A 23322-nucleotide genomic window follows, 5' to 3' on the forward strand; every position below is an offset into this window, starting at 1 on the left:
TGACTCCCATATGTTTTGAGGAAACGGGACGGACAGCGGCGTTAGACTCATGGGCCGATTCACGCTGCACCGCAATATGCGCAGCTTACCGCATCCGGCCAATGTCCCGGAAATGTCCCCCGCCCGGAGAGTATTCCCATGTCCCAAGGCACCTTGCTTTACGCCCAATCCGGTGGCGTCACTGCCGTCATCAACGCCACTGCCGCCGCCGTCATCGCCGAGGCAAGATCCAAAAAAATCAAGGTGTTGGCCGCCCGCAACGGCATCCTGGGCGCATTGCGCGAGGAGCTGATCGACACCTCGAAAGAGTCGGCCGCCAACATTGCCGCGCTGGCTCACACCCCTGGCGGCGCCTTCGGCTCATGTCGCTATAAGCTCAAGTCACTGGACGCGGACAGGGCCAAATACGAGCGCTTGCTGGAGGTCTTCAAGGCCCATGACGTGCGTTGGTTCCTCTACAACGGCGGCAACGATTCGGCCGACACCGCGCTGAAAGTCTCACAACTGGCCAAGGAGTACGGCTACCCATTGACCTGCGTCGGCGTGCCTAAAACCATCGACAACGATTTGGCCGTCACCGACACCTGCCCAGGCTTCGGTTCCGCGGCAAAGTACACCGCGGTGTCGGTGCGCGAAGCAGCGCTGGACGTGGCAGCGATGGCCGAAACCTCCACCCGCGTCTTCATCTACGAGGCGATGGGTCGCCATGCGGGCTGGCTGGCTGCGGCAGCCGGCTTGGCAGGTGAAAATCCCGACGATGCACCTCAGATCATCCTGCTACCCGAGCGCGCCTATGACGAGGCCGCCTTCCTGGCCAAGGTGAAGCAAGTGGTCGCCAAGGTCGGCTTCTGCGTGGTCGTGGCCAGCGAAGGCATCCACACCGCCGACGGTCAGTTCGTCGCCGATGCCGGTGGCATCAAGGATTCGTTCGGGCACACCCAACTGGGCGGCGTGGCGTCGTACCTCGCTGGCCGGGTCAAGGCTGAGCTGGGCTTCAAGGTGCACTGGACCCTGCCCGACTACCTGCAGCGTTCGGCGCGCCACATCGCTTCCAAGACCGATTGGGAACAGGCGCAGGCGGTGGGCAAGGCAGCGGTGCAGTTCGCATTGAAGGGACAGAACTCGGTGATGCCGGTGATCGTGCGCAGCTCCGATGTGCCGTATCGCTGGAAGATCGAAGCCGCGCCGTTGTCCAAGGTTGCCAACCACGAGAAGAAGATGCCGGCGGGCTTCATCCGCAAGGATGGTTTCGGCATCACCGAAAAGGCTCGCCGTTATCTGCAACCGCTGATCCGTGGCGAGGCGCCGCTGCCTTACGGGCGCGATGGATTGCCGAAGTACGTGACGCTGAAGAACGTGGCGGTGGCGAAGAAATTGCCGGGCTGGGAGGGCTGAAGACGGCGCTGCGCTGAACGTAGGCGGACGACTGGGAAGTGAGTCTCCCAGGCTCCTTCAAGTCGTCAATTCTTTGTAGGCGCACTACTGTCTGGTGCAGGTTCCAGACCTGGTCAAGGAGCGTGCTCTCCTCTTTCGTTCTTTGGCCCTGTTCGTACTCGTCATTCCCGCGCCGGCGGGAATGACGCATCGGGAATCTGCTCGGTTTGTGATTCCCGCTTGCGCTGCGCGTACCCGGGCGACGGATTGACGGCCTATCCAGTCAACAGCCCGCCTGCGCGGCCAATCCAAATTCAACCTCCGCCGTGCCCGCTGCCCATTCGTGGTGATGACTTCACGCAGGTGCGTCGCTGCAGCCAGCGGCGCACCCTTCGGATCAACATTCCCTGTAGGCAAGCGCATCATGTTCAGGAAAATACTGATCGGAATGCTTGGCTTCCTCATCGTCTGCCTGTTGGGTGCGGCCGGTTATCGCTTCGGCCAACACCTGGCAGATCAGGACAACAACGCGGCCACTGCTCCGCGTCATTGAAACAACAGACGCGGAGCACTCAGCGGCAGGATGAACCCTGCACGTCCAACTTCGCTGCATACGCGGGCAATGCAGCCAGTCGGCCGGTGGCGGCCTGTGCCTTGGCGTCTTCCAGATAGACCCGGTTCTGGCCTTGCCCGTCCAGCGCTACCTGTTGGCCCGCTGGCTTGCGCCATACCTCAACCAACGCCTGTTGCGAACGACAGGCCGCCGAGGGAATTCGCACCACTTCATTGAGCTTCCAACCGTTCGCTTCGCTGGGGTTGACCTTCGCGAAGTCCAGAAACATGGCACGCGGTTGGCACTGTTCGCTGGTGCGTACCAGTTGCATGTCATAGGGCGCGCCGGCCTCACCGGTGAAACGGCCTTCGATACGGGTACAGGCTTCGGGAATCTGCCGCACCGTGTGCAACGCAGCATTTGCCTGAGCACTGGCGGCCGGGCGCTCGATCTCGGGCTTGGCATTGGCTGCAAACAGCGGCAGGGGCAGTGCGGCCAGCAGGATCAAGGGGAGTGTTTTCATCGTCGGCGATTCCATATCAGCAGGCTGCCGACGTTGCCAGCCTGCTGCTGAACCCTTTGGCAAGGCCTATGGCGGCTGGCGGCCGAGACAGCCGCCAGTCATACTCGGCGCGCCTCAGTTTGTTTGAACACAGCGACACGTACCACAGCCGCATGCGGCCCGGGTCTGTTCCAGTGCTTCGATCTACCCGGCGTGTCCCCGCTTCATCCACAGCTGGATGGCATCCACCAACGCTGGAGGGGTCATGCTCGAACAGTACGGTCTTGTGCTTTCGCTTGTCTGCGCCGCTGTCGCCATCGTCTACGGCATCATCTCGGCCCAATGGGTCCTACGACAACCTGCCGGCAATGCCCGCATGCAGGAAATCGCCGCCGCCATCCAGGAAGGTGCGCGGGCCTATCTCAACCGCCAGTACCTGACCATCGCCATCGTCGGCGTGGTGTTGTTTGTGCTAGTCGGCTTCTTTCTCAGTTGGTACACCGCCATCGGTTTTGCAATTGGTGCGGTGCTGTCCGGTGCAGCCGGCTATATCGGCATGAATGTGTCGGTGCGCGCCAACGTGCGTACTGCCGAAGCGGCTCGCAAGGGCATGAGCGCGGCGATGGATGTAGCGTTCCGCGGAGGTGCGATCACCGGCATGCTGGTGGTCGGCCTCGGCCTGCTCGGCGTGGCCGGTTATTACATGCTGCTGCAGCGGCTGGGCCTGAGTCAGGCTGACAACCTGCATGCGCTGGTGGGCCTGGCATTTGGCAGCTCGCTGATTTCAATCTTCGCGCGACTGGGCGGCGGCATCTTCACCAAGGGTGCGGACGTGGGCGCGGACCTGGTCGGCAAGGTGGAAGCCGGCATTCCCGAAGACGACCCGCGCAACCCGGCGGTGATCGCCGACAACGTTGGCGACAACGTCGGTGACTGCGCTGGCATGGCGGCGGACTTGTTCGAGACCTACGCGGTGACGGTGATCGCCACCATGCTGCTGGGCGGCATGATGATGGACGAGGTCGGCCGCAACGCCGTGCTGTACCCGCTGGTGCTGGGTGGCGTGTCGATCATCGCTTCGATCATCGGCGCTTTCTTCGTGAAGGTGAAAGACGGCGGCTCGATCATGGGTGCGCTGTACAAGGGCGTGATCGTCTCCGGCGTGCTGGCCGCCATCGCCTTCTGGCCGGTCACCACGCAGTTGATGGCCGACAACAGCCACGGGCCGTTGAACCTGTATTTCTGCGCGTTGATCGGACTGGTGTTGACCGGCCTGATCGTGTGGATCACCGAGTACTACACCGGCACGCAGTACAAGCCCGTGCAGCATGTGGCGCAGGCATCGACCACCGGCCACGGCACCAACATCATCGCGGGCCTCGGCGTGTCGATGAAATCCACCGCACTGCCGGTAATCGCGGTGTGCGTGGCGATCTGGCTGGCGCACTACTTCGGCGGGCTGTACGGCATTGCCACCGCCGCCACCGCAATGCTGTCGATGGCCGGCATGATCGTCGCGCTGGACGCCTACGGGCCAATCACCGACAACGCCGGCGGCATCGCTGAAATGGCCGATTTGCCGCCGGAAATCCGCAACATCACCGACCCGCTCGATGCGGTGGGCAACACCACCAAGGCCGTGACCAAGGGTTATGCGATTGGTTCGGCGGCGCTGGCGGCGCTGGTGCTGTTTGCCGACTACACGCACAACCTGCAGATCGCACATCCGGGGGAGACCTTCACCTTCGATCTGTCCGACCACACGGTGATCATCGGGCTGTTGATCGGCGGTCTGATTCCGTATCTGTTTGGTGCGATGGCAATGGAAGCGGTGGGCCGTGCGGCAGGCGCGGTGGTGGAAGAAGTCCGCCGCCAGTTCCGCGAAATCCCCGGCATCATGCAGGGCACCGCCAAGCCGCAATACCACAAGGCCGTGGACATGCTGACGCGCTCTGCGATCAAGGAAATGATCGTGCCCTCGTTGTTGCCCGTTGCCGTGCCCGTGGTGGTTGGCCTGCTACTCGGGCCGAAGGCATTGGGCGGTTTGTTGATCGGCACCATCGTCACCGGGTTGTTCGTGGCCATCTCGATGACCACCGGCGGCGGCGCCTGGGACAACGCCAAGAAGTACATCGAAGACGGTCACTTCGGCGGCAAGGGCAGCGAAGCGCACAAGGCGGCAGTGACCGGCGATACGGTGGGTGATCCGTACAAAGACACGGCCGGGCCGGCAATCAACCCGCTGATCAAGATCATCAACATCGTCGCGCTGCTGTTGGTGCCGCTGCTGTAATCGAAGCCAACGGTGCATGACCCGCCCCCTCTCCCGCTGCGGGAGAGGGGTTTCAAGGGCTGCAGCGGGCTGGAGTGCTTTTGACCTGCAAGGCCAATGGCCGCAGCTTGCAGCCGGCTGCATACGCTGCTCAGCGTGAACGTGGACGTTTCACGGCGTGTACCCGGCCGCTCAGGCCGCCGCCGCAATAGAACAAATCGCCACCATCGGCCTCCAGGCCGCTGACACTGATGCTGTCCGGCATCTGCAGGCGCTCCAGTACGGCACCTGTCTCTGGGTCGATACGACGGATGTCGCTCTGCTCCGCTTCGCCCGTGGCATGCCAGAGCTCGCCATCCACCCAGGTCACGCCGGTGACGAAACGGTCGGATTCAATCGTGCGCAGAATGGCCCCGTTGGCGGGGTCGATCTGGTGGATTTTGCGCTGCCGGTACTGCCCCACCCACAGGCTGCCTTCGGCCCAGGCCATGCCCGAATCGGTGCCGGCACCGGGCGCGGGAATCGAGGACACCACTTCGCCGCTACGCGGATCGATTTTGTCGATGCGCGCTTCGGCGATCTGATACAGGTGAATGCCATCAAAGGCAGTACCGGCATCGCAGGGCAATGCCAGCGTCTGTACCGGGTCACCACTGTGCGGATCAAAGGCCACCAGCGCAGCGCCGGTAGCTGCCCATACGTTGCGTCCGTCAAAGCTGACACCGTTGATGCAGTCCGAGCCGGCAAATGGGCCGTAATCGCGCACTACCTCGGCCGGGCTTACCTTCGTTGATGCCCGTGCAGGGTTGAGGGTTTCATTGTTCATCGTTGCAATCTCCTGGCACGTCGGGGATTCAGTGCCTGCCAACGACCCTAGTCAATCGGCAGCGCAGCAGGGAGTAACAAGATCGTCGTGAATCCGGTCAGCGGCATCGACCGCCAACGCTGCGCACGGCCACGTCCACTCGAACGCACGCGCCCGGCCGTTTCCAACTCAACCAAGGCCCGCTGCACGCCGCGCTGGCTCGTTCCCAACGCCAGCGCCAACGCGGATGTGGACCATGCCGCGCCATCATCAAGCAGCGCGGCCAGAGCGGCTTGTTCGCCTTCGATCGGCGGCGCCAGCACCATCACCTCGGTTGCCGTGCACGGCAGCAGGCGGAAGCCGTCCGGCGTGGCTTCAATGCGGGCCTGCGTAACGATTAGTGCTCGCAGGCGGCCGATCTCCACGCGCAGGCGTGCGCGCAGGGTTTCATCACAATGGCGCATGCCAAATGCGCGCGCGATGAGCGCGTCACGTTCGATACCCCCCGGCCAGGCTTCAGCCAACGCGCGGGCCAAGGCAAACAACACCGGGCGCCTTGCCAGCGATTGCCAGTCGGTGCCCACCCGTATGCCACGGCGGCAGGCATCCACGACCAATGCGCCGGAATCCAGCAGCGCCTGTACCTGATCGATGCGTAACGCATGCTCGGTACCCATGGCCACACGACGGGCAGCTGGTTGACCCAGCCTGATACAGGCTTCGTCAACTTCTGCCTGCAGCGCAGGAATGCCCGCACTCCCCGCTGCAACGCGCGCCCGCTCCAGCGCCTCGCGGGCCTCGTTGACCCGCAACCCGCGCAACGCCAGGGCGGCGGAGGTCAGTTCGGTCATTGCGGCCAACGCGGGGGGCATCGGCCTTCCATCAAGCTGCGCCAGGATGCTGGCGGTCTCTTGCAGCTTTCCGAGCAACAACAAACGGCGCGCCAAAATCAGCAACGCCTGCAGCGCATTGGCATGATCGCCACGCGATTCCAGAATCGTTGCGATAGCCAGCAGGGGGCGCGACGAACCACCGAGTTCGCGCATGGCCAGCGACACTTCGGCCTCTGCCAACCCGCAGCGCGCACGCGCCAATACCTCATGCGTCTCGAACCCGCGTCGCGCACGTCGCAGCAGCTCGCGCGCACGCGCCAGTTCGCCAAGCTGGGCCATGGCAATCCCACGCAACGCCAGCGCTGCTGGATCATCACGCAGCGCAACGTGCTTGAGCGCAGCGAGGACATCGCCGGCGGCCAGTGCGCGCGCGGAAGCTGCAATCAGGGAATCCATCGGGACAGGCTACCTGCCCGTGCGCAGGTGTGCATTCAAGCCAGGCCTTGCTTACGCGTTGTCGGCCGGTTCTTTGGACCGCCGTGTGGCTGCCCTGCAGCGCGCAGGCCGCCGCCTTCAATGTTGTGGTCTTGTCGCGGGGTGTTTGAAGCCAGAGTGCCCTCACCACAACCCCTCTCCCGCCAGCATGAGAGGGGCTTGTTGTGCAACGAGCCGAGGCGGTACCGGTAAACCCACCAATCCGCCCCCTCCCACTTGCGGGCTGAAAGCAACAGGGAGCGAGCTGCTCCTCGACCGCCCTTGCACTGACGCATGGTCCGGGCGCGCGGAGGGGTTCGGGTGAGGGCGCGCTTCATGCGGCCTCTCCCTCCCATCAACTCATTGTTTTTACGGCTAAAAAATCACATCTCGCGCGGATCTCCCGCTATCCAGGCAGTGGCTTGATGCAGCGCAATAAGGGGGCGCGTAGAATGCGTGGTTTCCCCTACACATCACGACTCGGAGTCAGCGCAATGAGCCTGAAGCTTGTCTCGCCGGGCAAAAACCCGCCGGAAGAAATCAACGTCATCGTCGAGATCCCGAAGGATTCGGAGCCGGTGAAGTACGAAATGGACAAGGAAAGCGGCGCGATCTTCGTCGACCGCATCCTCTCCACGCCGATGCGCTACCCCTGCAACTACGGCTTCGTGCCGCAGACGCTGTGTGGCGATGGCGACCCGGCTGACGTGCTGGTCGTGCTGCCGCTGCCGCTGGTCCCGGGCTCGGTGGTGCGTTGCCGTCCGGTTGGCGTGCTCAAAATGAGCGACGAAGCCGGCAGCGACGAGAAGATCCTGGCCGTTCCGGTGGCGAAGATTTTCAGTGGCTATGCCCACGTTGAAGACATCAACCATGTGTCCAGCCACTGGCTGGAGCGCATCGGTCACTTCTTCGAGCATTACAAGGACCTGGAAAAGGGCAAGTGGGTCAAGATCGAAGGCTGGGGCGATGCCGCCGAAGCCAAGAAGATCCTGGTCGAAGCCCACCAGATGTTCCTCGCTCAGCAGGCACAGGAAGGCTGATCACCTGCTGCAGGCAGTCATATCTTGACCTCCTGCAGCGACAGCGATCACGTTTCGTCCGTGCGGAACATGACCAGCTGCCAGTGATTCGCTACATTTGCAGGCCGGTTATCCGGCCTGTTTCTGTATGTGGCCGTGTGTTTTTCCAAGGGGAATGTGTCTTGCGAATCCTGTTAGTCGGTGGCGAAGCCAGCCTGCCCGCCGAGCTTCTCCAATACGTCGACGATCTGGGCGACGAGTGGGAAGTACAGTCGGTACCCGATGGCAGTGCCGCCATCGTGGCAGTGGCCTCGGCAACCATCGATGCGGTGATCGCCGCCCCCACCCTGCCCGACCTGTCACCGGTCACGCTGCTTGGCCAGATCCGCACCCTGCGCCCGGAAACCATCCGCATCGCCCTGATCGATGGTGACAGCAGCCAGCGCGTGCCTTCTGCACGCATCATCGGCGTGGCGCATCGCTTCCTGCCGCTGCCGTTGGCGCCGGAAGTGCTGCTCGAAGCACTCACCAGCCTGGAGGAGCTGCGTGAGCTATTGGACGGCACGCGTCTGCGCGCCGCCATCGGCCGCATCGAGAAACTGCCCTCGCCGCCGCACCTGTATCTGAGCCTGATGCACGCGCTGGAAGCCGACGAGGACAGCAACACCGCCGACATCGCCAAGCTGGTCGCCACCGATCCGGCCATCGCTGCGAAGGTATTGCAGCTGTCCAATTCGGCATTCTTCAACAACGGCCGCGCGATCTCCGACCTGCGCGGCGCAGTGACACGCCTCGGGCTTTCCACGCTGCGTGACCTGGTGCTCGCCAGCGAAGTGTTCGCCCTGCCCGGCATGTCTGGCAGCGAGCGCAGCGCCCTGCAGTCGCGTGCACTGATGGCTTCGCAGCTGGCCGCAAAGATGTTGCCGGCATCCAGCGCCGAACTGGGCGCCACTGCCGCGCTGTTGGCCGACATCGGTCTGTTGCTGGCGGGCGTGCGCGACGAACGCCTGCCGCTTGAAGCCGGCGACGAGCGTCCTGGCCATGCCGAAGCAGGCGCATACCTGTTGGGCCTGTGGGGCCTGCCGATGCCGATCATCGAAGCGGTGGCCTTCCACCTGCAGCCACAACGCTCCAACGTGCGCAGCTTCTGGGTGGCAGGCGCGGTGCATGTGGCCTGCGCATTGGCCGCCGGGCACGCGGTCGATGAAGAGTATCTGGCACGCGTCGGCGTGCTGCCCAAACTGGCGCAATGGCGCGAAATGGCTGACGAAATGATGGGCATCAACGTCGACGCATAAGTTCCGACGAAGCACACCGAAGCAGATCAACGGCCGCCTTGTGCGGCCGTTTTTTTTGCCGAACGTTTCTCGACAGCATGTGTTTAGAGCGCAGTCGTACTCTGCCGTGGCTCAATCGATAAGGCACTTGCGGTGCATGGCTCGACACTGCGGCTTGATCACGCAGTTGCGTGATTGCCTGGTTGCGTTGCCAACGATGTGGCAAAGAAAAAGGGTGGGCCCGAAGGCCCACCCTTTGTCATGTTGCACAGAACTTCGATGGATCAGAAGCGCTGGGTGTACTTCATGTACAGGAAACGACCGATGTCAAAGCCACCGTAGTACGGGAAGCTCGAGTTCGGCGCCGAGAACATGATCGGACCCTGGTGGTTGAACAGGTTGTTCGCACCCATGGCCACGGTCGCATCCCACGGTGCCTTCCAGCTGACCTGCAGGTCGTGGAAGGTGTTGGAACCGGTCTTGCGGATTGCATCGCCTTCGCCGTTAGCCATGTGATCCGGCTCGGTGCAAGGACGGTTGGTGATGCAGCTTTCCTTCATGCCCGAGTAGTAACGAGCGGTGTAGTTCACGCCGAAATCGCCGTACTCCCAGTTGACACCCACGTTGGAACGCACGCGGAACAGACCGGCTTCACCCACGCGACCGATGGTGATGTTGTCACCGGCGCTGTTCTGGCCCTGCTCGTCGTAGCTGGACAGGTAGCTGGTCTGCCAATCGATGTTGAACTGACCGATGGCCAGTTCCGGCAGGCGGTACTTGACGCCCAGATCGAAACCTTCGGTTTCCATCTGGCCCAAGTTGGCCAGGCCGTAGGTCATAGCACTGATGTGACCGTCGGACGCACGGGTGATACCGGCGCAACGTGCCGCATTACCCAGCACGTAGCAATCACGCAGGATGCGGTCGACGCTGTCGCTGATGATCATGTCGCTGATCTCGTAGCGGTACCAATCCAGCGAGATGTCCAGACCCTGCACCCAACGCGGGCTCCACACCAGACCAACGGTCTTGCTGGTGGAGGTTTCCGGCTTCAGGTTGGCGTTGGCACCGGAGATGAACTGGTCCGGTGTGGCGCACGGGTACGAGGTACACGGCTTCATGCTCTGGTCCAGCTGGGTGTAACCCAGCGGCACACCAGCGGCGTTGCAGGCTGCGTTGCCATTGACGCTGTTGGTCGAACCCAGGCCGCACGGATCGGTGTACGGCTCGAAGCTGCTGTTGATGCCACCGTACAGATCGTCGATCGTCGGAGCACGGAAGCCCTGGGCGTAGGTGCCGCGGACCAGCAGCTCGCTCATCGGACGCCACACGAAGCCGAACTTCGAGTTGATGGTGTCACCGAAGTTGCTGTAGTCCGAGTAACGGCTGGCAACGTTGAAGCTCAGTTCCTTGGCGAACGGCATGTCGCTCAGAACCGGGATGTTCAGCTCCAGGTACACCTCATCCAGGTCGTACTTGCCCGACGTGGTGGTCGAACCCAGACCGGTGCTCTGGCCCGACTGCGCGAACGCATCCGGAACATAGCGGCCCTGTTCTTCACGGTGCTCAACGCCCATGGCGAAGCCCAGGTCACCGGCCGGCAGGGTCACGATGGAGCCTGCGAGGTTGGCGGTGAAGCTGGTGGTCTTGGTGATACCGGTGTTGGTGAACTGCGGGAACAGGAAGGCCTGCGTAGCCGCGTCGGCCAGCGAGCCCGGGCCTGCAACGCCGTAAGGCAGCAGCGGGTTCCACGGACGGCAATCGGACAGCGCAACCGGGTTGGCAGCGCTACCGCACTGAGCCACACCGTCAGCGTTGATGAACGATGCACCCAGCGCCTGCTCGGCTGCGATCAGGCTCATGTCGCCACGACCGATCTTGGTGGATTCGTTGCGGTTCCACAGCGCGCCGACGTCCCAGTCAAAGGTACGGCCGGCAAACTCGAAGTAGCCTTCCACGTTCGGCGCAAAGCGCAGGGTCTTCAGCTTGCTTTCGGTGGTACGCGGCATTTCCCACAGGCGGCGACGGAACGTCGTGTCACCGGCATTCGGATTGAACGCACTGTCAGCCGACAGCGGCGTGCCGAACGAAGCAGCCTGGTACGGGTAGCCGGCAATCTGCTGGTCCGTGGTGCGCTCGTTGTAGACCACGTCCGCATTGAAGGTGATCGCGTCGGTCAGATCGTAGTTGCCGTTGACATACAGCGACTTGCGCTCTATGCCAGTCTGCACGCCCATCTGCTCGTTGGCGTTGACCGAGTCAGCGGCGGTCTGCAGGCGGTAGTCCGAACGATTGCTGGGGTTGCCGCCGTCCTTCAGCGTGTACCAGAGCACGTCGTCATTGGAGACGTAGCCCGGCTGGCCCGCCTTGATGCCCGGCGTGGCGCAGGGGTCGCAGAACGAACCCTTTTCGTTGATGGCGCTGGCGCCTGCACCCGGGTAGTTCGGGCCGGAGTTGCCGTGGGCACTGAAATCACGATCCTTTGCCCAGACCGGCTTGGCCTTGTAGTACTCGGCCGACATGGTGATGCCGCCGCGCTCGCCTTCCGAACCCAGGGTCATCGAGTACTGCGTGGTCTCGCCGTCGCCTTCGCCGTACTGGCCGACATAGACGCTGGCTTCAGCACCGTCAAAGCGCTTGCGGGTGATCACGTTGACCACAGCAGCAATGGCGTCCGAACCGTAGATGGCCGACGCGCCATCCTTCAGGATTTCGATGCGCTCAATCGCGCCCATCGGGATCTGGCTCAGATCCTGCAGGCCGCCGGTGGTGGCACCCAGACGCTTGCCGTTCATCAGCACCAGGGTGCGCTGTGCGCCAAGGTTGCGGATGTCGACGTAGTAGCCGCCCACGTTCTCGCCCGAAGACAGCGAATCCGAACGCGAGATGGCCGGGGAGCCGGCCGAGGTTAGGTTCTGCAGCACGTCGGCGACCGAGGTGAAGCCCTGCTTTTCCAGTGCTTCGCGGCTCAAGGTCACGATCGGCTGCTGGGTTTCCATGTCAGCGCCACGAATGCGCGAACCGGTAACTTCCAGACGATCAAGCGTGGTGGCACCGGCAGCGGCGTCCTGCGCCGAAGCAAAAGCCGGCGTCAGTGCCAGCGCGATGCCAGCCGGGAGCAAGCCCAGCCGCACAGCGGGAGTACGAAAATTCATCAATCTCTCCGATTACGTTAGTGGTGTGTTAAACACCCCTGAACGTTACGTTCACGCAGCCTCGATTGTTTTGCGCGAACCGCTCTTAAACTTTGCCGAATCTGGCTTCAGCGTTTCAGGCATGTCGCGGTAACGCGTTGCCGATGTGCCAAAGCGAGCGCGGAATGCACGCGCGAAACTGCAACAGTTATCAAAGCCACTGGCAGAAGCCACTTCGCCGATCATCATGTCGGTATCGCGCAACAACATCGCTGCGCGCTCCAGGCGCAGGCGTGCGGAGAGCGACTGCGGGCTTTCTTCATACAGGCTCTGGAACGTCTTGGACAAGTACCAACTGGAGAAGTTGGTCAATTCCGCCAGCTCGCCGATGCGCACTACGCGGTGGCTGTTGCCCTCCAGGTACATGCGCGCGCGCTGCATGCGTCCAAATACCTGTCGCTTGCGCATGCGCGAACGGCCCGGGCAACGCTGCACGGTGCCGGACAACTCACGCTGCAAGGATGCCAAGTGCAGCAGCAACGGCCGCAGCTGATGCACGCTGCTGCCCGGGCTCTGGGCCTCGCGCCACAGACGCAGCGCCATGCGAGCTTCAGCCAGGCTCATGCGGCCACGTCCGGTGTACACACTGCAGTCGGCTACGGTGCCGAGCATGCGCAGTGCATCTGCATCCAGGCTCACGCCGATGCAGATGCCATCGCGGCCCGCCTGGATCAACGGACGGGATTCTTTCTCAAAGGCAATCCACTCGCGCTGACGCAGACGGAACTTGCCCTCCTTCGATTCCACCCAGGTGGTGCCACGCAGCTGCAGCCATACGGTGAACACCGTGCCCGAGGTCTGCAGGCTGCCCAGGCGTGCAACGCCCACACAGCACGGACGCGGACCGTCCTCTGCCTTTTCGAACGAAACCGACTGCCCACGATCCACCCAGGAAACCTGTCGCATGCTGCACCATCTCTTTGCCTTCAATGGGCGATGGTTTTGCCAAGTCTGGCCGGCAGCGTCAGGAAGATCCTGCGAGATTGCTCCGAAAGATTCCGGAAGCCTCTTACGAAAGAACTACGAAAGCGGTTTCTCCAACCACAGCAACCACTTGGCGACGCCGAGCACTCTTCGCGGCGCACGCTTGGGCACGCGCATCACACCAATGTCGGCACCATCGGCGACGCCCAAAGCAATGAATGCGGCGCTGCCGTCGGGCGCCAGGCTCATGCCGTTGCTGGAACTGAACTTGCTCGGGTCCAGGCATCGGCCGGTACCGGTACCTTCACCGTCGATCACACTGAACTGGCTGGCGCAGCCGGCGCCGATACTCATGTAACCGATCATGCCGCTGCCGGCCACGGCCCAGGTACGGTAGCGCCAGCGCGTCGGCACTTCCTTGTTCACCGGCAGGATGCTGTCCGCGGCCAAGTCCGGCCCGGCCTGCCACAAACCGCCACTGCCCAGCCGCGTGAACAGAACACGATTGCCGACACGGTCCAACCGCACCTGCGAAACGCCTTCCAGTGAGGCCATACGTTTCCATGGTGTTTGCGTGCGGTCGAACAACGCCAGCGACATCCGATCATCATTGCTGCGCTCCACCACCAGCAATGTCCCCGGCACGCTTCCGTAAATCGCCTGCAACGGCTCGCGCACCGGTACCGCCAGCTTCTTCCAGCGTCCGTCTTCCGGCATCACTTCATAAATGCCCGGTAGCCCGTCGGCGTCGCGCCCATTTACCAGCAGGCTGTGGGAATCGCTGGACCAATCCATCGGCTGTCGCGCTTCCGGGCGCAGCCCTTCCACCACCCGCAACGAATTGGGCTCGGCCAATCGGCCCCACCACAACGCGAACGTGCCGGATCTATCCGAGGTGAAAGCAAGCTGGGCGCCGTCCGGCGACACCATCGGCTGCGCATCGCGCCCGGAGGACGCAAACAAGCGCACGCGCTCGCCACCGCCTTCCGTCAAGGGAATCCGGAACAAGCCAAATTGCGGCCGGTCCCGCGTAAAAGCCAAATTACCGCCATGACGTGACACCGCCGGGTTGCGTGCATCGTCCACGCCCATGTCGCGCAAAGTTCGCGTGGCGACATCCAGCCGATACAGGCGCGACTCACTGTCCACACGTCGGCCAAATACAATTTCATCCGAATGCAGCCAACTCCAGCCTCGGATCTCGGCGGCATCGTCGGTCAGCCGCTCAGCGTTGCTGCCATCGGCGTCCATCATCCACAAATCACCCACCTGAGGGTTGCGGACAAAACCAATCCTGCTGCCATCGGGCGAATACTGCGGGGCGTAGTCAAAATCATCGGCCCCCATCTCGTACGACAGCGATGACCAACGCCCGGAAGCCAATTCCAGAGAGCGGATACCTCGGCTGGCATAAGCACCGGTCATTGAGCCGAACAGCAGGCTGCGACCATCCGCCGACCAACTGAAACTGAGCATGTCAGTGCCATCACAACGGGTGGCGCGACGCGCATCACCGCCGGTGGCCGACACCAGCAGCACTTCGCAGCCCGCGTGCGGCATGAAGCGGGCAAACGCAATCTGGCGCCCATCCGGTGACCACACCGGGAAGCGGTCAGACGCATCGGCGGGCGTCGTAACCAGCGCTACCGGCGGGGTGCTGCCGGTGCTCTGTATCCACAATGTCGAGCGCCCTACTGCCTCTTTGGCAAACACCACCAGTGCACCATCGGGCGACAACGTGGGGGTGGTCTCGAACGCCGCATTGGACGTAATCAGCCGATAGGGTCGCGCCGGGCTACCCACCACGCGGGTTCCGCTGGCATCCACTTCATCACCCGGCGAGTTCGGCGAAGCGCGGCCCCACAACAGCCACGCCATCACTACCGTACTGGCCAACAGCACCAGGCCCACGGCCAGCAGTACACGACGGCGCAGCTTTCGACGCAGCTCGCGTGCAGATTTGGTTGATGTTGCCACCGCCGCTGGCACGTCACTGCGCGCGGCTGCAGCAATCTCGCTATTTTCCGGCGTGGCGCCGGAGAGGTCCGTTTCGTCCCACACCACGGGTGCCAACAACCGATAGCCGGTCTTGGCGATGGTTTCGATATAAGGAGCGCTGTCGTCACCGCCGTCGGCCGCCGCAAATACCTTGCGCAGCTGGGTCACCGCTTGGGTGAGTACGTCGTTGGTCGGCATGGTGTCCGGCCACACATCCGCAAACAATTCGTCGCGCGTCACCACCTGGCCGGCACGACGCGCAAGCACCAGCAATACGCCCACACTCTTCGGCGTCAAACGCTGCACGTTGCGTGCGCCGGGGCCATGCACCTCACGCGAGGAGAGCAGTACCACGCATGCGCCGATGTTGAGCCGGTCAGCTTCCGGCCTCGAATTGTCGACTGTCTGCATCACGATCAGGAAAGAACGCAGGCCAGACACAACTCCGGTGTCCAACATGCGAAAAAATACAGCGCCCAATCGCCAAGATCAGCAAAAGTCATCGACGCAAAGAGCAAATGTTCCAACTGGAACGAATATTACTCTAAGCAAGTTGCCGGTGTGCTCACACCGGAAGACATCAGGCTCTCTCTCGCCGACGGAATTCACATAATCGCTGCACGATTCGCGCCTTCGGGCGCGATTTTTTATCTGGCGTTCAGCTTTTTGACGCTTTGTGTATGGTCAAACCCACCAAGCGCGATACCACCAGCGCGACATACATAACGCCTGAAAACTGCTCCAGCATGACCAATGCGCGTGCCTGCGGATGCACCGGCACCACGTCACTCAGTCCTACGCCTGACAACAAACTGAAGCTGAGATAAAGCAACTCCATCCAGCTTCTGAAATCGCCATCACTGCTGGCAACAAAACTGCCCGGATACCACTGCTGGCACACTGAATACGCGAATGCGAATGCCCATGCCAGCAGGGTGAAAGTAGCTCCTGCAGCAAACAATTCATCGCGGGTGACTTTATGGTCCTGCAGCATGTAGGCCGTCAGACTGCAGGCCGTGTAGAAATACAGCAGACACTCAAACACCTGCGCCGTTGTCATCAATGACGGCCGATCAAACAGCGCACCGGCAACCGAGAAGATCACGGCGGGAACCGCCAGTAGCAAAGCGAGCCAGATCGTCAACGGACTGCGCCGCACCACCCACACCGCCAAGCCCAGCACCGCCATTCCGAACGCGCCAAACAACGCGCGGCCAGCCGGCATGTGCTCCATCGCCGGGTACAACAACACACCCAACAACTGCACGGCCAACAACCAGGCCGACGGATGTCGCCGCGCGTACGCAATCCACCTCAAATGCGATGGCATGGCTGCACCTCCCTGTGCACGCGCGACAACAAATGCCGTGGCTGCATGTGGCTACCCGGCTTAACGGGCGAGCCCTGCGGCACGGTAGGGATACTGGTCAAAGATCGCGGCCACGGCCGCATCTATTTCTGCAGCCCGCTTCTCGGGCGTGGCACGGCCCACGGTGCCGACCGCCACGCCTTCCCAGACCAGCCGCTTCTGGCGGGCATCCACGATGTCCACGTTGAGCGTGCCCTCGGTGTACTGACGCACGTCGGTGCGGTCGCGCCAGTACGGCACCGCCACATAGCTGCGTGCGCGGTAGCTGTAGTAATAGTCGTAGTCCACTTCCGGCATCGTGGTCACGCGCGTCTTGTCCTGCAGGTAGGCATTGAGGTTCACCCAGAGGTCCGGGTTGGCCTCGTCATACACATAGCCGCGTGCCTGCATCTGCGTGCGCACCGCATCGCGGATGCGATTGCTGGTGATGGTGGTGTAGCCGTTCTGTTCGAGCGCCAGCGGCGTAAAGAACGAAAAACTGCGGTAACGCGCGAACTCACCGGTCGGGTCAGCCTGGCTGCTGACGCGCGGGGTGCTGGCGCAGGCGGCCAGCGCCAACACCAAGGACAACGAGACCAGCCGGAATACGGATCGAAGCTTCATGACAACCTCCCCAGTTGTGGACGGCAGAACGCTAGCACGCCCTGCCGTTGGCGTGCGTCAACCGCCTGCCGCGGGCCGCCCGGTGGGGAGGCCTGCGGCAGGCAGGCATCATTCGATGCGGTAAACCTCAGCGCCCTGCTCGCGGAACTGCATCGACTTCTCGGCCATGCCCGCCTCCAGCACGCCCGCTTCCTCCAATCCTTGCTCGGCAGCGTAATCACGCACGTCCTGGGTGATTTTCATCGAGCAGAAGTGCGGGCCGCACATCGAGCAGAAGTGGGCCAGCTTGTGCGCGTCCTTGGGCAGGGTTTCGTCGTGGAATTCCTTGGCCTTTTCCGGATCCAGGCCGAGGTGGAACTGGTCCTCCCAACGGAATTCGAAACGCGCCTTGCTCAATGCGTTGTCACGCACCTGCGCGCCCGGGTGGCCCTTGGCCAGATCAGCCGCGTGTGCTGCGATCTTGTAGGCCATGATGCCGTCGCGCACGTCCTGGCGGTTGGGCAGGCCCAGGTGTTCCTTTGGCGTGACATAGCAGAGCATTGCGGTGCCATACCAGCCGATCATCGCCGCGCCGATGGCGCTGGTGATGTGGTCGTAGCCCGGTGCGATGTCGGTGGTCAGCGGCCCCAACGTGTAGAACGGCGCCTCGCCGCATACTTCCAGCTGCTTCTCCATGTTCTGCTTGATCAGGTGCATCGGCACATGGCCCGGGCCTTCGATGATGGTTTGCACATCATGTTTCCAGGCGATCTTGGTCAGCTCACCCAGCGCTTCCAGCTCACCAAACTGCGCCGCGTCATTGGCATCGGCAATGCAGCCCGGGCGCAGGCCATCGCCCAGGCTGAAGGACACGTCGTAGGCCTTCATGATCTGGCAGATGTCTTCAAAGTGCGTGTAGAGAAAATTTTCCTTGTGATGCGCCAGACACCACTTGGCCATGATCGAACCACCGCGCGAGACGATACCGGTTACCCGCTTGGCAGTGAGCGGCACGTGGCGCAGCAGCACACCGGCATGGATGGTGAAGTAGTCAACGCCCTGCTCAGCCTGCTCGATCAGCGTGTCGCGGAATATTTCCCAGTTCAGTTCCTCCGCACGGCCATCCACTTTCTCCAGCGCCTGGTAGATCGGCACCGTACCAATCGGCACCGGCGAGTTGCGGATGATCCATTCGCGGGTTTCGTGGATGTGCTTGCCGGTGGACAGGTCCATCACTGTGTCACCGCCCCAACGGATCGCCCACACCAGTTTTTCCACCTCCTCGGCAATGCCAGAGGACACCGCGCTGTTGCCGATGTTGGCATTGATCTTGGTGAGAAAATTGCGGCCGATGATCATCGGCTCGCTTTCCGGGTGATTGATGTTGTTGGGCAGCACCGCGCGGCCGCGGGCGATCTCATCGCGCACGAATTCCGGGGTGATGATCTGCTGGATGCTGGCACCGAAGCTCTGCCCCGGATGTTGGGCCAACAGACCTGCCTCACGCACCGCATCCAGCCGCTGGTTCTCACGGATGGCCACGTATTCCATTTCCGGAGTGACGATGCCGCGACGCGCGTAATGCATCTGCGTCACGTTGGCACCGCCCATGGCGCGACGCGGCAGCATGCGTCCGGGGAAACGCACGGCATCCAGTTTCAAATCCTGTTGGCGGCTGCGGCCAAACGCCGAACTCAGTCCGGTCAACAATTCGGTATCACCGCGTTCCTCGATCCAGCCCGCGCGCAGCGGCGCAAGCCCGGCGGCGAGATCGATGCGGGCATTGGGATCGGTGTACGGGCCGGACGTGTCGTACACCGTGATCGGCGGATTCTCTTCACCGCCAAACAGGGTCGGCGTGCGGGTCTGCGCGATCTCGCGCATCGGCACCTGCAGGCCAGCGCGTGAACCTGGCACGAAAATCTTGTGCGAGCCGGGGATCGGCTGGGTCACGGATTCAGAGAGTTGCTGGGCCTGCTGCTGCAGGCTGGGCTGTGCGTTCATCGGCATTCGTCCTGTTAATCCCCACACTTGCGGTGCGGGTGTCTGCGAGGGATTCGCATGACGGAACGAAGCGAAGGCGCACGCGGGTCAAGCAGAGGCCCTTCTCGGGCGCAGCGATTGCCGGCATACGAAGCTTCCCTACGCCGGTATGAGCCGGATCAGGTTCGAAGGGTATATCTCAACCGTGGCCCATTGGCCGCGGTACCCCCGCTTCGGGCGGCATTAGATCACAAAGCACCGGAAACGGCGCGATGCAGTGCGGTGCGTCATGCCGTCCTAACAGAACCATGACGTGCCGTTCAGTAACATTGCGCCGCAGCATACCGACTTAATTGTCCTCTGCCTTTCACCGGTCCCAACCGGCCGTGTCCGGATGCCACCGGTTTCTTTGCAAGCCCAGGCTCGCCTCCCTCAATCCCTTTTTTGATCGGAGAAGCTCCTTCATGGTGTTTCGTATCTCCATCGCACTGGTCGCCGTACTGGTGCTGATCGCCGGCGTCGCGCCCGGTCCCTTCAACGACGTGGTGCAGACCGCGTTGGTCCATGTCGTCCGTGGCGCCGGCTGGTTGTACCTGGTGATCGTGTTCCTCACCCTGACCTTCCTCGCCTATCTGGCCTTCGGGCGCTTCGGCAGCCTGCGCATTGGCGGTGAGGATGCCGAGCCGGATTTCTCCCGTGCCAGTTGGCTGTCAATGCTGTTCGCCGCCGGCATGGGCATCGGCTTGGTGTTCTGGGGTGCGGCCGAGCCGGTCTCGCATTTCGTCACACCTCCGGAGGGGCTCCCTCCCCTCAGCATGGACGCAGCTCGCGCCTCGATGCGCTACGCCTTCTTCCATTGGGGCCTGCATCCGTGGGCAATCTACGCGCTGATCGGCTTGGCCATGGCGTGGTTCCAGTACAACCGCAATGGGCGGGGGCTGATCAGTGACATGCTGCAGCCGGTGATCGGCCGCCACCATCGTGGCTGGTTTGGCCAGATGGTGAACATCGCGGCGGTGGTGGCCACCGCGATCGGCGTCGCCACCACGCTCGGCTTCGGCACCATCCAGATTGCCGCCGGCATGCATCGCGTGTTCGGCCTGACCAATGGCGTGCCATTGCAGCTGACCGTCATCGCGGTGGCGTTCGTGCTGTACATGCTGTCCACCACCAGTGGCGTGGACCGCGGTATCAAGTGGCTTTCCAACTTCAACCTGGCGCTGGCGGCGTTGTTGCTGGCCGCAGTACTGGTGCTCGGCCCCACCGGTTTCATCTTTGATACGTTCACCACCACGCTCGGCTCATACCTCAATCAGCTGGTGACGATGAGCCTGCGCATGTCACCGTTCTCGGGTAGCACCTGGGTGGCGGATTGGACGATTTTCTACTGGGCGTGGTGGATTGCGTGGGCACCATTCGTCGGGGCCTTCATCGCACGCGTCTCGCGTGGCCGCAGCGTGCGCGAGTTTGTCGTAGGCGTGGTGCTGGCACCCACCATGCTCGGCTTCCTGTGGTTCTCGGTATTCGGCGGTACGGCGTTGTGGGCGCAGTTGTTCGGCCATGTCGATCTGGTGCAGGCGCTGGGCAATGGCTACGAAACCGTGCTGTTCACGCTGTTCGATAGCCTGCCGGCCTCGCTGCTGTTGTCGGTGCTGGCGCTGGTATTGCTGGTGATTTTCTTCGTCACCTCGGCTGACTCGGCAGTGCTGGTACTGGCCAGCATGTCCATCGACGAACCAGGCGACCCGCCGCTGTCACGCAAGCTGGTGTGGGGCGTGGCGGTCGCATTGATTGCAGCAGTACTGCTGCTCGCCGGAGGCTTGGACGCGCTGCAGGGCATGATCACCATCGCCGCATTGCCGTTTGCGCTGTTGATGTTACTGGTGATGGTGTCGCTCTATCGCGTGCTGGATGCCGAGTACAACCGACAGCGCCGGTTGGCGCAGCGCACACGGCATATCATCGAGGCGTGGATTGAACGTGAGCAGGCCTCGCAAGAAGAAGCGCGGATAGAAGCCGAACGGGTGGCCAATAGCGGCCAGTAGGTTGAAGGCTGTTTGGGGTTTGGCTGGAGGAAACTGACGCTGGAGCAAAAACCAGCCTGCTCCCGAATCCACCGCTTCGCCTTTGACAAAGGTGTGGTGGCAGAAAACCCCTTTCTGGTTCTCTCCTCACCAGCGGCAAAGGCGTTAGCAGCCCCTGCTTTCGGCCCTCTCGGCGCATCGCGCTGGTGAGGGCCGGAGGTGCAGCGTGTGCCGACACGCTCACCCTGCGGCAGAAGGCGCGAGATCAGCCAGCGTCATGCTCCGTCTGCAGCCCTACATGCCTCCCGGGAGCGCGGTGCTGACCGGGCGACAAAGGCCAGGAAACGGCAGATCAATACCCCGCTGCCTGCCCGTCCTTGCGGCTTTCCGAAGCGCCGTAATACACCCCGGTTTCCGGATCACGCTGGATCGCCTGATAGCCACCATAAGGGCCATCCGCGAACACCACCCGATGCCCCTTGCGCATCAGGCTACGCACGGTTTCATACGGGAAGCCGGTTTCCAGGTTGACCTCACCTCCCTCGCGCATCACGGTGGCCTGCCCGGTCGGCTCGGTGGAACCTTCATGCTGGATACGCGGCGCGTCACCGGCCTCCTGCAGGTTCATGCCGAAGTCCACCAGGTTCATCACGATCTGCGCATGGCCCTGTGGCTGCATCGCACCGCCCATTACGCCGAAACTCGCAAACGGCTTGCCGTCCTTGGTGATGAAGGACGGGATGATGGTCTGGAACGGCCGCTTGCCCGGCGCGTAGCCATTGGGGTGGTCCTTCTGCAGCACAAACATCTCACCGCGGTCCTGCAGAATGAAGCCCAGCCCCGGCGGCGCCATGCCACTGCCCATGCCGCGGTAATTGGACTGGATCAACGACACCATCATGCCGTCGGCATCGGCCACGGTCATGTAGATGGTGTCGCCCTCTTCCAGTTGCTTCGGCGTGCCCGGCTGCACTTCCTTCAACGCCTTGTCCATCGAGATCAACGCACGGCGCTGGGCGGCGTACTCCTTCGAGACCAACCGCGACACCGGTGCCGGTGAAAACGCGGGATCCGCATAGAAACGTGCACGATCGGCAAAAGCCAGCTTCTTGGCCTCGACAAACAGATGCACATGCTCTGCCGAGCCGAAAGGAATCTTCGAGAAATCGTAGCCTTCCAGAATGTTGAGAATCTGAAGCGCGGCGATGCCCTGGCTGTTGGGTGGCAACTCCCACACATCGTAGCCACGGTAGTTACTGCTGACCGGGTCCACCCATTCGCCTTGATGTGCGGCCATGTCCTCATAACTGAGATAACCGCCATTGGCCTTGAAGAAATCGCCGATGGTGTGGGCGATTTCACCTTTGTAGAACGCATCGCGGCCGCCGTCAGCGATCTTCTGCAAGGTGTCGGCCAGGTTGGGGTTGCGCCACATCTCACCCTTGCGCGGCGCCCGGCCATCAAGGGTGAACTGCTCCTTGAAGCCTGGCTGCGGCGACAACCTCGGCACCGAGCGGTCCCAGTAATAGGCAATCACTTCGGCGACCGGATGGCCTTCGCGGGCGTAGCGGATCGCTGGGGCCAGGTTGTCAGCCATCGGCCTGCGACCAAAGCGTTCATGCAGCGCGAACCAGCCATCCACCGCGCCCGGCACCGACACCGGCAGCGGTCCGGTCGCTGGAATCTCCTTCAAACCGCGACGCTGCAACTCGGCCAGCGTCAACGAACGCGGCGAGCGCCCCGAGCCGTTGTAGCCATGCAATTTCTGCGTCTTCGGGTCCCAGACGATGGCAAACAGATCACCGCCGACACCATTGCCGGTGGGCTCCATCAACCCCAGCGCGGCATTGGCGGCAATGGCTGCATCCACCGCCGAGCCGCCAGCTTTCATTACATCCAATGCAATCTGCGTGGCCAGCGGTTGCGAGGTGGCGGCCATGGCGTGCGGCGCGATCACCTCCGAGCGGGTGGCAAATTCGTGACCAGTGATTCGATCTGCGGCGTGAGCAGACAGCAACGGCATGCCGGCAAGCATGAGCAAAAGCGGGGTCGTACGGATCATGGGACGAACCAGGCAGGGACTTCCCCGAACGATAGCCCATGTGCCCATGCCTCGGCCCTAACCCTCGGCGACGAGCC

At 62.5% G+C, this 23322-nt stretch carries 16 protein-coding genes and 1 riboswitch; of the genes, 6 read left to right on the forward strand and 10 right to left on the reverse strand.

From position 1 onward, the window contains the following. Positions 1 to 138 precede the first annotated feature (138 nt). Positions 139 to 1395: a 6-phosphofructokinase gene (locus tag PAN08_RS13850; protein WP_269792093.1), complete on the forward strand. Its 1257-nt coding sequence runs from the start codon at positions 139 to 141 to the stop codon at positions 1393 to 1395. Positions 1396 to 1798: 403 nt separating this feature from the next. Beyond that, positions 1799 to 1927 carry a hypothetical protein gene (locus PAN08_RS13855; RefSeq protein ID WP_269792094.1) on the forward strand — a complete coding sequence of 43 codons (129 nt, stop codon included), beginning with the start codon at positions 1799 to 1801 and terminating at the stop codon, positions 1925 to 1927. Between the two features lie 19 nt (positions 1928 to 1946). Here the strand turns inward: PAN08_RS13855 and PAN08_RS13860 are convergent, their stop codons facing one another. Then, positions 1947 to 2450, reverse strand: coding sequence for a hypothetical protein (locus PAN08_RS13860; protein ID WP_269792095.1), 504 nt, complete (start codon positions 2448 to 2450; stop codon positions 1947 to 1949). 244 nt (positions 2451 to 2694) lie between these two features. Here PAN08_RS13860 and PAN08_RS13865 point away from each other — a divergent pair, with 244 nt between their 5' ends. Further along, positions 2695 to 4722: a sodium-translocating pyrophosphatase gene (locus PAN08_RS13865; protein WP_269792096.1), complete on the forward strand. Its 2028-nt coding sequence runs from the start codon at positions 2695 to 2697 to the stop codon at positions 4720 to 4722. A 130-nt stretch (positions 4723 to 4852) separates the two neighbouring features. Here the strand turns inward: PAN08_RS13865 and PAN08_RS13870 are convergent, their stop codons facing one another. Together PAN08_RS13870 and PAN08_RS13875 are read right to left on the reverse strand one after the other, a co-directional pair. Then, the gene (locus tag PAN08_RS13870; RefSeq protein WP_269792097.1) at positions 4853 to 5527 is read right to left on the reverse strand and encodes a glutaminyl-peptide cyclotransferase; all 675 of its coding nucleotides are present in this window, start codon (positions 5525 to 5527) and stop codon (positions 4853 to 4855) included. A gap of 47 nt (positions 5528 to 5574) precedes the next feature. Beyond that, positions 5575 to 6795: a helix-turn-helix domain-containing protein gene (locus PAN08_RS13875; protein ID WP_269792098.1), complete on the reverse strand. Its 1221-nt coding sequence runs from the start codon at positions 6793 to 6795 to the stop codon at positions 5575 to 5577. 512 nt (positions 6796 to 7307) lie between these two features. Between PAN08_RS13875 and ppa the strand changes: the two genes are divergently transcribed. Together ppa and PAN08_RS13885 are read left to right on the forward strand one after the other, a co-directional pair. Continuing rightward, complete coding sequence (ppa, locus tag PAN08_RS13880) at positions 7308 to 7853, forward strand: inorganic diphosphatase (protein ID WP_269792099.1); 546 nt, start codon at positions 7308 to 7310, stop codon at positions 7851 to 7853. Positions 7854 to 8014: 161 nt separating this feature from the next. Further along, entirely contained in the window at positions 8015 to 9130 is a 1116-nt protein-coding gene (locus tag PAN08_RS13885) for an HDOD domain-containing protein (protein ID WP_269792100.1), read from the forward strand. 263 nt (positions 9131 to 9393) lie between these two features. Here PAN08_RS13885 and PAN08_RS13890 read toward each other — a convergent pair whose 3' ends face one another. From PAN08_RS13890 to thiC, 6 genes are all read right to left on the reverse strand, one after another. After that, on the reverse strand, positions 9394 to 12264 hold the full coding sequence (locus tag PAN08_RS13890) for a TonB-dependent receptor (protein ID WP_269792101.1): 2871 nt from the start codon (positions 12262 to 12264) through the stop codon (positions 9394 to 9396). 51 nt (positions 12265 to 12315) lie between these two features. After that, on the reverse strand, positions 12316 to 13209 hold the full coding sequence (locus PAN08_RS13895) for a helix-turn-helix domain-containing protein (RefSeq protein WP_269792102.1): 894 nt from the start codon (positions 13207 to 13209) through the stop codon (positions 12316 to 12318). 114 nt (positions 13210 to 13323) lie between these two features. Further along, positions 13324 to 15636, reverse strand: a complete 2313-nt coding sequence (locus PAN08_RS13900) for a winged helix-turn-helix domain-containing protein (RefSeq protein ID WP_269792328.1) — start codon at positions 15634 to 15636, stop codon at positions 13324 to 13326. 247 nt (positions 15637 to 15883) lie between these two features. Next, on the reverse strand, positions 15884 to 16555 hold the full coding sequence (locus PAN08_RS13905; protein WP_269792103.1) for an ion channel: 672 nt from the start codon (positions 16553 to 16555) through the stop codon (positions 15884 to 15886). A 60-nt stretch (positions 16556 to 16615) separates the two neighbouring features. Further along, complete coding sequence (locus PAN08_RS13910) at positions 16616 to 17197, reverse strand: DUF4136 domain-containing protein (RefSeq protein WP_269792104.1); 582 nt, start codon at positions 17195 to 17197, stop codon at positions 16616 to 16618. Positions 17198 to 17305: 108 nt separating this feature from the next. Then, complete coding sequence (gene thiC, locus PAN08_RS13915; protein WP_269792105.1) at positions 17306 to 19180, reverse strand: phosphomethylpyrimidine synthase ThiC; 1875 nt, start codon at positions 19178 to 19180, stop codon at positions 17306 to 17308. A gap of 117 nt (positions 19181 to 19297) precedes the next feature. Beyond that, positions 19298 to 19399, reverse strand: a riboswitch (TPP riboswitch). Between the two features lie 224 nt (positions 19400 to 19623). On the opposite strand from thiC, the gene PAN08_RS13920 reads away from it, so the two are divergent. Then, a complete protein-coding gene (locus tag PAN08_RS13920; RefSeq protein WP_269792106.1) occupies positions 19624 to 21204 on the forward strand; it encodes a BCCT family transporter in 1581 nt (526 codons plus the stop codon). Positions 21205 to 21535: 331 nt separating this feature from the next. Here PAN08_RS13920 and ggt read toward each other — a convergent pair whose 3' ends face one another. Next, positions 21536 to 23245 carry a gamma-glutamyltransferase gene (gene ggt / locus PAN08_RS13925; protein WP_269792107.1) on the reverse strand — a complete coding sequence of 570 codons (1710 nt, stop codon included), beginning with the start codon at positions 23243 to 23245 and terminating at the stop codon, positions 21536 to 21538. Positions 23246 to 23322 lie beyond the last annotated feature (77 nt).

The organism is Stenotrophomonas sp. Iso1, assembly GCF_027497995.1.
Lineage (GTDB): Bacteria > Pseudomonadota > Gammaproteobacteria > Xanthomonadales > Xanthomonadaceae > Stenotrophomonas.